The 12,662-nt window shown below is 74.0% G+C and carries 13 protein-coding genes and 1 tRNA gene; 4 read left to right on the top strand and 10 right to left on the bottom strand.

Features of this window, described 5'->3' with window-relative positions; translation table 11 throughout:
* Positions 1 to 132: 132 nt before the first annotated feature.
* Positions 133 to 582: an MscL family protein gene (locus J7F03_RS11180; RefSeq protein ID WP_214948561.1), complete on the bottom strand. Its 450-nt coding sequence runs from the start codon at positions 580 to 582 to the stop codon at positions 133 to 135.
* A gap of 350 nt (positions 583 to 932) precedes the next feature.
* Here J7F03_RS11180 and J7F03_RS11175 point away from each other — a divergent pair, with 350 nt between their 5' ends.
* Positions 933 to 1,478 carry a hypothetical protein gene (locus J7F03_RS11175; protein ID WP_214948560.1) on the top strand — a complete coding sequence of 182 codons (546 nt, stop codon included), beginning with the start codon at positions 933 to 935 and terminating at the stop codon, positions 1,476 to 1,478.
* Positions 1,479 to 1,532: 54 nt separating this feature from the next.
* On the opposite strand, the gene J7F03_RS11170 is transcribed toward J7F03_RS11175, so the two are convergent.
* The 5 genes from J7F03_RS11170 to J7F03_RS11150 form a co-directional block, all read right to left on the bottom strand.
* Positions 1,533 to 3,068: a bifunctional phosphatase PAP2/diacylglycerol kinase family protein gene (locus J7F03_RS11170; protein WP_214948559.1), complete on the bottom strand. Its 1,536-nt coding sequence runs from the start codon at positions 3,066 to 3,068 to the stop codon at positions 1,533 to 1,535.
* Between the two features lie 132 nt (positions 3,069 to 3,200).
* Positions 3,201 to 4,496: a thioester domain-containing protein gene (locus J7F03_RS11165; RefSeq protein ID WP_308379348.1), complete on the bottom strand. Its 1,296-nt coding sequence runs from the start codon at positions 4,494 to 4,496 to the stop codon at positions 3,201 to 3,203.
* A 164-nt stretch (positions 4,497 to 4,660) separates the two neighbouring features.
* Positions 4,661 to 5,068 (bottom strand): single-stranded DNA-binding protein, encoded by a 408-nt coding sequence (locus J7F03_RS11160; RefSeq protein ID WP_214948558.1) that lies wholly within the window; start codon positions 5,066 to 5,068, stop codon positions 4,661 to 4,663.
* 137 nt (positions 5,069 to 5,205) lie between these two features.
* On the bottom strand, positions 5,206 to 7,032 hold the full coding sequence (locus J7F03_RS11155) for a GTPase (protein ID WP_214948557.1): 1,827 nt from the start codon (positions 7,030 to 7,032) through the stop codon (positions 5,206 to 5,208).
* A 4-nt stretch (positions 7,033 to 7,036) separates the two neighbouring features.
* Positions 7,037 to 8,653 (bottom strand): dynamin family protein, encoded by a 1,617-nt coding sequence (locus tag J7F03_RS11150; protein ID WP_214948556.1) that lies wholly within the window; start codon positions 8,651 to 8,653, stop codon positions 7,037 to 7,039.
* Between the two features lie 332 nt (positions 8,654 to 8,985).
* Here J7F03_RS11150 and J7F03_RS11145 point away from each other — a divergent pair.
* Positions 8,986 to 9,058 (top strand) — tRNA-Arg (locus J7F03_RS11145).
* A 170-nt stretch (positions 9,059 to 9,228) separates the two neighbouring features.
* Here J7F03_RS11145 and J7F03_RS11140 read toward each other — a convergent pair.
* The 3 genes from J7F03_RS11140 to J7F03_RS11130 all read right to left on the bottom strand — a co-directional run bounded on the left by J7F03_RS11140 (position 9,229) and on the right by J7F03_RS11130 (position 10,636).
* The gene (locus J7F03_RS11140; protein ID WP_214948564.1) at positions 9,229 to 9,654 is read right to left on the bottom strand and encodes a phospholipase; all 426 of its coding nucleotides are present in this window, start codon (positions 9,652 to 9,654) and stop codon (positions 9,229 to 9,231) included.
* Positions 9,655 to 9,745: 91 nt separating this feature from the next.
* Complete coding sequence (locus J7F03_RS11135; protein WP_214948555.1) at positions 9,746 to 9,955, bottom strand: hypothetical protein; 210 nt, start codon at positions 9,953 to 9,955, stop codon at positions 9,746 to 9,748.
* 219 nt (positions 9,956 to 10,174) lie between these two features.
* Positions 10,175 to 10,636, bottom strand: coding sequence for a hypothetical protein (locus tag J7F03_RS11130; RefSeq protein ID WP_214948554.1), 462 nt, complete (start codon positions 10,634 to 10,636; stop codon positions 10,175 to 10,177).
* A gap of 176 nt (positions 10,637 to 10,812) precedes the next feature.
* Here J7F03_RS11130 and J7F03_RS11125 point away from each other — a divergent pair, with 176 nt between their 5' ends.
* On the top strand, positions 10,813 to 11,337 hold the full coding sequence (locus J7F03_RS11125) for a hypothetical protein (protein WP_214948553.1): 525 nt from the start codon (positions 10,813 to 10,815) through the stop codon (positions 11,335 to 11,337).
* Positions 11,338 to 11,408: 71 nt separating this feature from the next.
* Here the strand turns inward: J7F03_RS11125 and J7F03_RS11120 are convergent, their stop codons facing one another.
* Entirely contained in the window at positions 11,409 to 12,161 is a 753-nt protein-coding gene (locus tag J7F03_RS11120) for a nucleoside deaminase (RefSeq protein ID WP_214948552.1), read from the bottom strand.
* Positions 12,162 to 12,182: 21 nt separating this feature from the next.
* On the opposite strand from J7F03_RS11120, the gene J7F03_RS11115 reads away from it, so the two are divergent.
* Entirely contained in the window at positions 12,183 to 12,596 is a 414-nt protein-coding gene (locus J7F03_RS11115) for a GNAT family N-acetyltransferase (protein WP_214948551.1), read from the top strand.
* Positions 12,597 to 12,662: the final 66 nt, after the last annotated feature.

Here is a 12,662-nt window from a genome sequence, read left to right as displayed (position 1 = left end):
CTTGTGCGGAGCAGCACTAGCGACTAGCGACCCAGCGTCTGACGACCGGTACGAGGAGATCAGCCCGTACCACCTGCGGGAGCGGTAGCTGTCCATGGTCCCCGAGGAAGCGTGGACGGCAGGCCCGCCTCCCTACGCCCGTTGAGCTCCGGCGCCGACGGTCGGCGGCTGCTCGGTGGCGCAGTAGCGGCACTTGCTCGCCGCCGCAGGCAGATCCTCGGAGAGGCAAGCCGGACAGGTCTTGACCGGACCGGGTTCCCCGAAGGCGGTGACGCCGCGGCGGGCCTGGTAGCGCTTGTACGGCACCACGACACAGAAGTAGATGACCGCCATGAAGATGACGAAGTAGATCAGGGCCGAGATGAACTGGCCCAGGTCGAGGTAGGTCGCGTCGTTCCCCTCCTCGCCGAGCTGCCACCCGAGCCCGGTGGACTCGCCGCCCTGAAGGCGGGCGACGACCGGGTTGATCACATAGTCGGTGAACGCTTTGATCAGCGTCGAGAAAGCCAGCGCGATGACCAGTCCGACGGCGATGGTGATGATGTCACCGCGCATGAGGAAGTTCTTGAAGCCTTTGAGCACTGTCCGCTCCCTTTCGTGGCGCCCGGCGCATGGCGCGTCAGCTCAGCTCAGCACGCTGGGCGCGAGCTGTGAGGCAGCGCGGGGAGCCGCGGTGGGAAGACCGCGCGGATGGCGGCAGTGGGGCCGCGACCCCCTCCCGGGCCTCTCGTCTTCGTCGCGCATCACCCGGCACCCTGCCCGGGCCGGAGGCGGGGCCGCCACACATTGAGGGCCCGGCCCGGTTTCAGCCCGGCCCGGCCCGGCCGGGTCCGGGTCCGGGTCCGGGAAAGGGCCCCCGGAGCTCCGTACCTCACGGCAGGATGACGCTCAACGGGGAGCGGCCGGGGGTCTGCGGCCGAGGTGGGGGGAACATGGACAACGGGCTGATCGCGCTCGGCGCCGCCGTCGTCGGTGTGGCCGGGACGCTGCTGGCGACCCTGCTGTCGCAGCGGATGCTGGCGCGCGTGCAGGCGGCGCAGTTCGAGCGGGAGCAACAAGTGGCCCACACACGGTGGGTGCGGGAGCAGGAACTGGCGGATCTGGCCCGCCGGCGCGAGTGCTACACGGCGGCGAACGCCGCGTACCGGCGGTACCGGATCGCCCTCATGTACTTCCTGTGGGTCGTGCACCGGGAGCAGGTCGACCCACAGGAACGGGCGGCGGTGGAGGAGGCCCGCAACGCCCACCACGCCGCCTTCGCCGAGGCGCAGATGATCGCTTCGGCCGCCGTGCTCGTGGAGCTGGACCTGATGACGAAGGGCATGGCGGGGGCCTACGCCCGGACGATGCGGCTGTCGGAGGGGGCTCCCGAGCCGCGCGGTTCGTTCGAGGAGATCCACGCCGAGCTCATCGCACTCTCGGGGCGCTGGGAGGGCCTGCGGGGCGCGATGCGGGCCGATCTGGGCGTGGAGGCCTGAGGGGCGGCGGCAGCCCGGGGCCGTTGTGCCGGGCGCGTCCCGGGGCACGCTGCGTCAGCGTGGGCGGTACACCGTGAGGGCGTCCGGGAGCTCGTCCAGGACGAGGGCGGCCGGGGCGCGCGCGTATTCGCCGTCGTAGGCGAGCGGGGTGCCGGCCGGGATGTCGCCGACGCGCAGGCTGCGCAGCCGGGTGGCGACGTGGACCGGTGAGCGGGTCAGCGGGCCCGCGAAGGCGGCGGCGAGCAGGCGGGGGCCGGGGCGGCCGCCGCCGTAGACGAGCCGGACGTCGAGCAGGCCCTCCCCGAGGCTCTTGCGGTAGCGGGGCGCCGGGCCCGTGCCCTGGTAGGTGCCGTTGCCCGCGAAGAGCAGCCAGACGCTGCGCGGGCGGCCGGCCAGCCTGAGCCGTACGGGGCGCTGGGCGCGCAGCACCCGCCAGGCCGCCAGCAGGGCGGCGGGACCGCCCCCGATCCGGGGTGCCCAGCGGAGCCGGTGGCCCAGCAGCTCCGGGTAGGCCCCGATGCTGAAGTTGTTCAGGAAGTACCCGGCCCTCGTGTCCTCGGGGTCCGTGCCGTCCTGACCGCCCTGACCGCCCGTGCCTGCGCCCGTGCCTGCGCCCGGGCCCGGGGTGAAGCGGCCGACGCCGATGCGGACCGCATGCCCGGCCTCCACGGCCCGGCAGGTGTCCTCGGTGCCGGCCAGGCCGAGGTCGAGTGCGAAGTGGTTGAGCGTGCCGCCGGGGAACACCGCCAGCGGGATCCCGGCGCGCAGCGCGGCGGTGGCGGCGGCGTTGACCGTGCCGTCGCCGCCGCACACGCCGAGCACGGTGGCCCGGGCGGCCGCCGAGGCCAGTTCGGCGGCGAGCTGCGGCCCCTCGCACTCGACGAGCTCGGCCTTCGGCAGCCGCTCCCGCACCGCGTCGAGCCCCGCCACGGCGGCCGTGCCCGATCCGGTGTTGACCACGACCGTGAGCCCGGAGCCGTCGGGCAGCGCCGGCGCGGCGGGGGCCGGCCGCTCGTCACCCGGCACGATCCGGGCCTCTACGGCGTCCCGCGTGAGGCGGCGTACGACGAGCCCGGCCGCCACCCCGAGAGCCGCGCCCGCGATCACGTCGGAGGGGTAGTGGACCCCGGTGTACACCCGGGAGAAGGCGACGGAGGCGGCGACCGGAGCCAGCGCGGCGCCCCAGACCGGGGACTCCAGGGCCACCCCGGCGGTGAAGGCGAACGCGGACGCCGAGTGCCCCGAGGGGAAGGAGGTGGTCCGCGGCTGTGTGGTCAGCTGCCGCACGGCGGGCACCCCGTCCAGCACCGGGCGCGGCCGCCGTACGGACCACTTGCCGACGGTGTTGATGGTGGCGGAGGCCAGCGCCAGCGAGGCGAGCCCGCGCACGGCGGCCTTGCGGGCCCCGGCCGAGCCCAGGACGGTGACCGCCGCGGCGGTCCCGCCCCAGAGCACCCCGTGGTTCGCGGCCCGCCCGAGCCGCGGAAGCACCCGGTCGGCCCCCGGCCAGTGCCGCCGGGCCACCACGTCGAACAGCCAGCGGTCCCCCCGCACGACCGCGCCCCGCCAGGTCAGTTCCTGATCAGCCATCTCCTGCCTCTACCCGCGCACCCGCCTCCGAACCAGCGCCGCGGCCACCCGGCCCATGAGCAGGCCCGACGCGGTCCGGGTCGGGGTCCGGGCCCGGGGTCCGGGGCCCGGGGCCGGGGCCGGGGCCCTTCGCTATTCGGGGGCCGGCCCCCGCGCGGGGGCGGCGTCCTCCTCCAGGGGCCGCTTGCGCAGGAGCAGGACGACCAGGCCGCCCAGGACCACCAGGCCCACCGCCAGGGAGGCGATCACCGGGGTGGCCGCCGAGCTGCCGCTGGAGGCCAGCCGCTCCTCCGAGGTGTCCGGGCCCGCCGCCGGGGCGGGTGCGGACAGCCCGCCGAGCGTCGTCACCGCCGTGCCCGAGCTCGCGACACCGGCCGGCTGGACGTCGGGAACCTGCGGCCACCGCGCCGTCGCCGTGGCCGCGGCGGCGGACTCGCTGGAGCCGGCGACGATCTGGACCTGCGCCGGGATCCCGCTCGTGAAGACCCGCCCCACCGGTACCCGGGTGGAGCCGCGGACGGTGACCGAGGCGGTGCCGTCCGGCGTCCCCGCCGGCACCTCGAAGTACAGATTGCTCCCGTTGGCGGCGGCGGAGACCGGCCGTCCCTCGGCGTCCACCACCCGCACCCCCATGGCCACGGCCGCCGCGTCCGGGGTCACGCTCACGCTGTGCGCGCTCGTCCGCACGGTGACGGGCCCGATCCGGGTGCCCAGCGGCCCCGACACCTCGCCCGGGTCCACCGCGAGCGAGGCCGGCGGCTCCGGCAGCCGGCCCGCCTCCCGCTGGAGGTAGTCGGCCAGCTTCTCCGCCTGCGGGTCGGCCGCTTCCACGTGCACGCCGTCGGCCAGCCGCCAGATGGCCACCTGGGTGCCGGCGGCCGCGCTCTCCGCGGTGAGCGCGGCCGCCCCGGCCGCCTTGGCGAGCCCGGCCAGGTCGTTCAGCTGGGGGTAGGAGTGTTCCAGGACCCAGCGGATGCGGCCCGCCTCGTCGTTCCCGGCGAGCGGCGTACCGCTCCACCCGCTCTCCGTGTACCGGGTCTGGGGCTGCGAGTTGCCCGCGACGCCGACTCCGTACGTCTGGAGCATCCCGCCGCCGTCGACCCTCATCTCGTACAGGCCGGCCGGAATCTGCCGCACCGAGCCGTCCGCGCCGCGCAGGACCGCCTGCCCGTAGGTCTTCAGCCCGTCCAGCACGGCGCTCGCGCCCTCCGGGGCCCGTGGTGCGACCGGGCCGCTGTCGGCGGCCGCCCGGGCCCCCGGCGCCGCCGCCAGCGCGGCGGCGAGCAGCGCCATGGCGAGCGGCCGGCGCGCGGAGCCTCGTATGGCCGTGCCGAGCGTGGCGCGCGCGGACGGAGGGGCCGGAGCGAAGGCGAAGACCGTACCGGGAGCCGGCACCGCGGCAGGAGTGACGGCCGGGTCGGCGAGCACGGCGACGGCAGGTGCGACAGCGGCGACAGGATCGGTAGAAGGAGCCGGAACAGGAGCGGGAGCAGGAGCGGAGGATGCGGGAACGGCAATCGACACAGTCTTCCCCTTCGGGCCGAAGGCCCAGGTGCCCGTGAGTACCGGGGAATCCTAGCCTCCTCGAACACTCAGACCACCGCCGCCTTCTGAGTACCCATCAGCGGTGTGTCCGTCCTGACGACCCGACGGAAGGCCGCCGTACCGCGGTTCAGGTCGTGCCCGATGGCGGTCGCGTCGATCTGCGCCGAGAACCACTTGTTCCCCTCCCCGTCGGGCGGGTCCTCGCGCACCCGCAGCCGCCCGTGGACCACCAGCGGTTCGCCGACGGAAACGGATCCGGCGAGGTTCACGGCGAGGCCGCGCCGGGCCCACACCGTGTAGAAGCTGGTGGGCGCGTCCGCCCAGGCCTCCTTCTTGCGGTCGAAGTACCTCGGGGTCACCGCGAAGCGGAAGCGGGCCGCGGGGCCGCTCGGCGTCTCCTTGTATTCGATCTGCGTGGCCACGTAGCCCACCAGCGTCACCTGGGTGTCATTCATCCCGGCCGTCCTCCCGGGGTCGCGGCCGCGCACTCGACGAAGCGCCGGACCGACCCGCATTCCGTACCCGTCCGGACCATCCGCACGAGGTACGACCATGCTGGCAAGATGCGCCGGAATCCGCCGGAGCCTGTGGATTACTGACGGGTTGTGGACAACTTCGCCACCGTCGCGTACTGCTCGCGCACCTCCCGGTAGCGCAGAAGCTCGGCCGCCACCGGCTCCAGCACCCGGGCTCGCCCGCAGCCGGCCGCGGCCTGCCGCAGCCGCCGCTCCGCGTCCTGCCCGTACCGCCTCGCCGGGCCCCTGGCCCCGATCGAGCAGGCCCACTCCACCAGCGGTCCGCCGACGATGCCCGCCACCATCAGAAGCACCGGCGGCATCAGGCTCGGCTCCAGGACCCCGGCGATCTGTCCGACCAGCCAGAGCCCGCCGTAGATCTGGAGCAGTGTCATGGCCGCCTGCGCGAGCACGGCCGCCGGCCACCAGGAGGGCCGCGGAGGCTTGACGCTGGGCAGCGTGACCGCCGCGCCCAGGGTCACCGCGATCTCGTCCAGCGCCTCCGGGAGCCCGCCGGCGCCGCGTACCGCGGTCTCCCGTACGGCCTGCGCCCACGGGTCGGGCAGGCCGAGGACCGCCTCGTCGGCGACGGTCCGCACGGCCTGCTCAACGCGCTGGCGGGCCGTCACCTCCTCCTCGACCGGCGCCTCGGGGGCCAACGGGGAGCGTCCGATCGCCGCCAGGGCGGCGAGGCCGGCCAGCGAGCGCGGGGAGCGCCGGCTCTCGTACCACCGCCACAGGCGCAGCCACGGGGTGCCGCAGGCCTTTCCGGCATTGCGCCGCCAGGCCCGTTCGGCGGCGAGCCCGGCCGCATACGCTCCGACCGCTTCGGCGAGCCGGTCCTCGAACTCGGCGCGCGCCGCCTCGCCGATCTCCGGGCCGGCGTGGCCGTCGGCGACGTAGAGCGGCCGCAGGCGCGCGGCGGCCTTGTCGACGTCGGCGGAGATCCGCCGGGTCGCGGCACCCTTCTCCTGGGTGAACTGTCCGAGGAGCTCGCGCAGTTCCCCGACTCCTTCACCCGTAAGAGCGGAAATCCCGAGGACGGTGGCTCCGGGCTCGTCGTGCTCGCCGAGGGCGATCCCGTCGTCGTCGAGGAGCCTGCGCAGGTCGTCCAGTACGAGGTCCGCGGCCTCGCCAGGCAGCCGGTCCACCTGGTTCAGCACGACGAAGGTCACCTCCGCGTGCCCGGCCAGCGGCCGCAGGTACCGCTCGTGCAGCACGGCGTCCGCGTACTTCTCCGGGTCCACCACCCACACCACGGCGTCGACCAGCGCCAGTACCCGGTCCACGTGGTCACGGTGCGCGCCGACAGCCGAGTCCAGGTCGGGCAGGTCGACGAGGACCATTCCGCGCAGCGCCTCGGCTTCCGAGGTCTCGCGGGGGCGGCGGCGCAGCCGTCCGGGGATCTCCAGCCGGTCGAGCAGGCCCGCCGCGCCGTCGGACCAGCTGCACGCGATGGGTGCGGCGGTCGTCGGCCTGCGCAGCCCCGTCTCGGAGATCTGCACTCCGGCGAGTGAATTGAAGAGGGTGGACTTGCCGCTTCCGGTGGCGCCGGCGATGGCGACGACCGTGTGCTGCGCCGACAGTCCGCGCCGTGCGGCCGCCTCGTCCAGTACCCGTCCGGCCTCGGCGAGGGTCTTGCCGTCGAGGATCCGGGTCCGGGACAGCCCGATGAGCTGGCGCAGCGCTTCGAGGCGGACGCGCAGCGCCTGCGCCTCGGGACTGGGCGGGGGCGCGGGTGCCTTGCCGCCGTCGCTTCCGGCGCCGGAGACCGCCCGGACGAGTGCCTCGTCGCCCTCGTCGTCGCCGGTCGCGGGCCAGTCGTCGTCGGTGGCGCGGGGGCGCGAGCGTGCGATGAGCCCGTCGTCCCAGCGGTCGTCGGTTCGGTCGGTCAAGGCGGTCACCGAGTCACCTCTCCTTCTGCAGTACGGACAGGGCGGCGATCAGCTCGGCCTGGGGTTCGGGGCTCACTTCGAGCGCCTCGATCGGGGCGAGGCGGCGGTCGCGTTCGGCGCGCAGCACCTGGTCTAGGTGTTCGCCGACCAGTTCGCCGCCCCGGTCACGCAGGCGTACGGCGGCTTGTACGCCGATCCGTTCGGCGAGCTTCTCCCCCGCCGGGCGGGCCCGCTTGCCGCCGAGGAGGGCGGCGACCAGCAGGGCGGCGACCCCGTCGGGGTCGGGCGCGGGCTGCTTCTCCTGCCGCGCCACCTCCTCCTCGGCGAGTTCCTCCAGCACCCGCCGCCAGCGCCGTACCGCCATGCCGATACGTTCCGCCGCCTCCCGGTCGGGGGCGGGCAGTACGACGGCGCCCGCGGCCGGCTCGCGCCGCCAGGCCTCGGCGATCCGCTCGTCGGCGGCGGCCACGGCGCACTGGAGGAGCGCGGCGAGGGATTCGGCGAGCGAGTCGAGGAGTTCGTCGGCGCTGGTGTCGAGCGGGTAGCCGCGCCAGCGGGTCAGCGCGTCGCCGGCGAGGACGGCGCCGCGGTCGAGCCGGTTGCGGACCCTCTTGCCCTCCTTCTTGTACGCGTCTTCGACCGCGGAAGTCAGCCGTACGGCGGCAGCGTGCTGGGCGGCGACGGCCGAGGCGAGCTCCGGCATCCGGCGCCCGAGGGAGTCGAGCGCGCCGAGCGCGGTACGCCCGACGGCGTACTGCCGGGCGGCCGGATCCTGCGCGTGGTGGGCGAGCCAGGCGAACAGCGGAGCGACGGCGCTGGCGGGCAGGAGCCCGCCCCCGCCGGCCGATTCGGGCAGCTCGGGGACGGTGAAACGGGGTACGTCGCCCAGCCCGGCCCGCGTGAGCAGGGCCCCGTACTGCCGGGAGACCTCGGCGAGCACCTGGTGCGGGACCCGGTCGAGGACGGTGATCAGGGTGGCCTTGTACTGCTTGGCGGTGCGCAGGAGGTGCCAGGGCACGGCGTCGGCGTATCGCGAGGCGGTGGTGACCATGACCCAGACGTCGGCGGCGCAGATGAGTTCGGCGGCGAGCGTCCGGTTGTCGACGACGAGGGAGTCGATGTCGGGGGCGTCGAGGATGGCGAGGCCGCGGGGCAGGGTGGAGACGGTCTCGATGCGTACTTCGCGGGTGGCGTACCCGTGGCCGTCGGCTTGCTTGCGGGGGGTCTTGCGGGCCGTCGGCAGGGGGTCCTCATCGCCCTGCGGAGCCCAGACGCGCATCAGGTCGGGAAGCACCCGCATCCCGGCGAACCAGTGATGATCATCCGGATGGCAGACAAGCACGGGGGTGCGCGTCGTGGGCCGGAGTACCCCGGCTTCACTCACTTGGCGCCCTACGAGGGAGTTGACGAGGGTGGACTTACCGGCTCCGGTGGACCCGCCGACGACAGCGAGCAGCGGCGCCTCCGGCGCCTTCAGCCGGGGTACAAGGTAGTCGTCGAGCTGCGCGAGCAGCTCGGCTCTGGTCTGGCGGGCGCGGGGGGCGCCGGGCAGGGGCAGCGGCAGACGCACGGACGCGACCCGGTCGCGCAGGGCGGACAGGGCATCGAGCAGCTGAGGCCGAACATCCAAGGTCACCACATGCGAAGAATGCCCAATTTAGGACCATTTTTGAAGCTTATACGTCCTCTGCGCGCCGACCGCGACTCCAGTGGGACATCCTGGACAGTGCGGACGAGTGGGGCGCAGGCATAACGAGTGCACAACACCCAGGGCGCCACGGCGCAAAAGCGGTGCGAGAATCGCACCTGCCTGCGATTATCGGGACCGCTTCACCGAACCTCCACATCGTGGCACGCGAGTGAAGCAACCGGGACAAGGCAACCGGAGCCCTATCCTTGACCCGGCACGGACCACAGTCCCACCCCCACCCAGGGGCTCCAGGCCACCACGGCCACCTTCCGGCCCCCGTAGCTCAGTGGATAGAGCAGGTGCCTTCTAAGCACTTGGCCGCAGGTTCGAGTCCTGCCGGGGGCACTCTTCACGTCCCGCCCCGAAGCCCTCCCCGCGGAGGTCTTTCGTGCAGGTCAGGGCAACCTAGCGAGCCTGCGGTAGCGGCGGCGTAAGCACATTCCGGCCACTGGCCGGCCGTCGGCCCGCAGCTTCCGCGCACCCGGGGTGACGGGTGCCGGGCCGGGGCGTACGGGCTATTCGAAGGCCTTGACCGCCTGGTAGTACGTCCACGCGGTGCCGTCGCAAGAGACCTTCCGCGCGCCGGAGTAGTGGGCGCAGACCCGCTTGAGGTCGGCGTGGAACATACCGTCCAGCCGGGACTTGGCGGCCGCGAACTCCCCCGCCGCCTTGTAGTTGCGGTAACCGAAGTCGTGGCGGGCGCACGCCATGCGGAAGGGGAAGCCGAAGGGGTTGTCCGGGGAGGTCGTGCAGTAGTCCGTCGACCAGTCGAAGCCGTACGACTGCCAGGTGTCACGGTTCCCGCGCGCCGCGGTCCAGGACTCGTAACTCGCGCCGCTCCCCTGCGTCCAGCCGCTGAGCACGAGCGGCTTGTCGGCCGGGACCTCCGGGGCCGCGGCCGCGGGCGGCGCGCAGGCGAGGGCGGCGGATACGGCGACCACCGCGGCCGCGGCGGCGCGCGCGAGCGAGGAAGCGCGGGCGGGGGCCTGGGCGGGGGCGGCGGTTCGGGCGGGGCGGCTGCGCACGCACCCTCTAACGACGCGCGCCACCCCGGGTGCCGGGGTGGCGGGCGCACCCGTTCGGGGGCGGGTCGAAGGCGGAAAGCAGCGGGTCCTGCTCGGCGTTGATCGCGTCCGGCATGTTCGGCCGCCTCGTTCCCGTTGGCCGGGCCACGGCCTCGGCGAGGGGGTCGAGCTGAGCCCTGCCGTCCTTGCCGGGTGCGTAGTTGGCGAAGACGTTCACGTAACCACGCCCTCCCAGCGGGCGTTCGTCCTTGTCCGGCGTGGTGGACGGTTTCTGTGAACGCGCCGGAGACGAACGCGTCGGCGAGCAGGGCGGTTAGGGCGGTTAGGGCGGTTAGGGCGGTCACGACGAGTCGGGCTTTGTGGACGACGGCATTGCGCAGGACGGTAGGGAACATGCGTCCATCCTCCGCGCGCGCCCGCCTCGTCGTCATCGCCCTCAGGTCCCCGATTCCGTAGGGGACTTGAGTCTCATCGACCCACCTGACCTGCGTTCATCGACTGAGGCCGGCTCGCGGGTGGCCTCGCGCACCTGGCCCGCTCTCTCGCGCAGTTCGCCGTCGTCCTCGCCGCCCCGGCGCGGCGGCGGCGCCCGGCCTCGCAGGGCGGCCCGGCTCCCGGCCCCGGTCGGCTGGTGGGAGACCGTGTAGGCGGTCACGGCCATCAGGGCGCCGAGGCAGGACATCACCCCGAGCAGTACGCCCATGCCGAGCAGCGCCGCCTCCGGATAAAGGCGGCGACCGACGAAGAGGACCAGGGCGGCGAGTGTGACCCCCACCTTGGCGTGAACCGGCAGGGAGCCGCCGACCTGGTTGACGAGCCCGAGCGCCGGCACGACGAGGACACCCCCGCCGATGGCCTCGGCGGCGGCCCTGAGCCGCGAGCGACCCATCACAGACATATCGGCGGTTATCCGAGGCCGGAAGGGGTCGGGCGTGAGCCTCGCAAGGGATCCGGCCCTCTGCCGAAGGGCAGAGACGGGACTCAGGTATGAGTCGGTGTCACCCTTCCGGCAGAGTTTCGGTTCGTACTCGGGAGGGACGCGGGTTACAAGTCGCGCCACGAATACTCGTACACATGAACCGCCGCCCTCTCGTCATCGCCGCCGCCACCGTGGGAGTCCTCGCCACCGCCGCCATCGCCCTGCCCAACCTCCCGCCCAATCCCCTGACCGACACGATCAACGACCGGGTGTACAAGGAGAAGGGCATGCGCTTCGCGACGGCGGCCGACGCCCCGACGCGCGGGGAGCTGTCGTGGGTGCTGCCGGACTGGGTGCCGAAGGACGCGACCGCCGTGCGAATAAAGGCGCGCACGGGCGGTGAGGCCCGGTTGCTCCGGTTCACCCTCGGCGCCACCCCGCTGGACGGCCCGCAGTGCCCGGCGGGCACGGCGAAGAAGCCCTCGGGGAGGGAGCTCGCCGCCAAGTGGTGGCCGGCCGGGACCCAGGAGGAGGAGCGGCCCGAGTGCCGCGACTACTACCAGTACCAGGTCACGGTGCGGGGCAAGGAGGTCTACGCGTGGACCGACGGCACCCCGTCCCCCGGAGCGAAGGTGCGGGGCGGCATCCCGGTCCAGCAGGCGTCGCGCAGCGCCCGCTGATCCAGGGCAGGGGCCACCGCCACGGCCGGGCGCGGGTCCAGGGCCACCCCGCGGTGTGGCTCAGGGGCGGCTCAGCCCGTGCGGCGCCGGCGTGCCGCCGCCAGTTCCGTGACGCCGGTCCAGAGCGGGCGCAGCCAGTCCTCCACGGAGGCCGCCGTCGGCAGCCCCGCCGGCAGGCTGTCGTGGAGGGCCGTGGTCTCCGGCTCGGTGGTCCGGTGGTGGGTCAGGATGCGCGGTTCCCCCGGACCGGTCGCGGCCATCGCCACGCAGCGCAGGAACATCGCATTGGCCGTCAGGAGCCACGCGTGGGCTCCGGGCCCGGTACCGCTCTCCCGCCACGGCCGAGCCGTCCCGGAATCCCCCGGCATCCCGGACTCCCCCGGCGACGCCTCCGACTCTCCTTGCGTCCCCGGCGGGCCGGCGACCGGTTCACCGTCGAAGCCGCCCGCCAGCGCCCATGGGTCCGGGGCCAGGTACCGGACCCGGCCCACGCCCGTGAACCCGGCCGCCGCCGCGCACATCGCGCACGGCTCCTGCGTGCTCCACAGCGTCGCCGCGCCAAGGTCCCAGCCCGTGCGGGCGGCCCCCAGCGCGTTCATCTCGGCGTGGGCGAGCGGCGTACCGCGCAGCGGGCCGGTGCCCGGACCGTCCTCGTACGCCTCGTTGCGTCCCTCGGCGATCACCTTGCCGTCGGCGTCCGTCAGGACCGCTCCCACTGCCAGGCCACCGGCCGCCAGCGACTCGTAGGCAAGGGCGAGTGCCCTGCGCACCGGCTCCGGGACCGCGCGCCACGCCGAGTCGAAATCAAGCTCCCCGCTGCTCATCGGGCCATTATCGTCACCGCCATGGACATCCGACCCGCCCGCACCCCCGCCGAACTCCAGGCCGCGGAAGGACTCTTCGACGGGCCCGTGCGCCCCGACTGGTCGCAGCGGTTTCTCGACGCCCCCGGGCACCTGATGCTCATCGCCTACGTGGACGGCGTACCCGCCGGAATGGTCTCCGGCATCGAGATGAGCCACCCCGACAAGGGCACCGAGATGTGCCTGTACGAGCTCTCCGTGGACGAGGGCTACCGCCGGCGCGGCATCGGCCGCGCACTGACCGCGGCACTCGCCGCCGAGGCCAGGGCGCGCGGCTGTTACGGCATGTGGGTGGGCGTCGACACGGACAACGAAGCGGCGCTGGCCACCTACGAGGCGGCAGGAGCAAGCGACGAAGGCGTCTTCGCCATGCGCGGCTGGCCCATCGCCCCCTAGCGGGTGTCCGACCCCGCACCCCGTACCCCGTAGCCCGTGGGGCGGCGTGTCGTGGGGCCAGTCGGC

This window comes from Streptomyces sp. ISL-43 (genome assembly GCF_018614195.1).
Taxonomy (GTDB): Bacteria; Actinomycetota; Actinomycetes; order Streptomycetales; family Streptomycetaceae; genus Streptomyces.
Note: the sequence above shows the minus strand (reverse complement) of the source record. Positions and strands in the feature narration are given on the sequence as shown.

Coding starts and splice junctions, on each gene's coding strand:
- J7F03_RS11175 (WP_214948560.1), top strand. CDS start 933: ATGGACAACGGGCTGATCGCGCTCGGCGCCGCCGTCGTCGGTGTGGCC.
- J7F03_RS11170 (WP_214948559.1), bottom strand. CDS start 3,068: ATGGCTGATCAGGAACTGACCTGGCGGGGCGCGGTCGTGCGGGGGGAC.
- J7F03_RS11160 (WP_214948558.1), bottom strand. CDS start 5,068: ATGAATGACACCCAGGTGACGCTGGTGGGCTACGTGGCCACGCAGATC.
- J7F03_RS11130 (WP_214948554.1), bottom strand. CDS start 10,636: ATGTCTGTGATGGGTCGCTCGCGGCTCAGGGCCGCCGCCGAGGCCATC.
- J7F03_RS11125 (WP_214948553.1), top strand. CDS start 10,813: ATGAACCGCCGCCCTCTCGTCATCGCCGCCGCCACCGTGGGAGTCCTC.
- J7F03_RS11120 (WP_214948552.1), bottom strand. CDS start 12,161: ATGAGCAGCGGGGAGCTTGATTTCGACTCGGCGTGGCGCGCGGTCCCG.
- J7F03_RS11115 (WP_214948551.1), top strand. CDS start 12,183: ATGGACATCCGACCCGCCCGCACCCCCGCCGAACTCCAGGCCGCGGAA.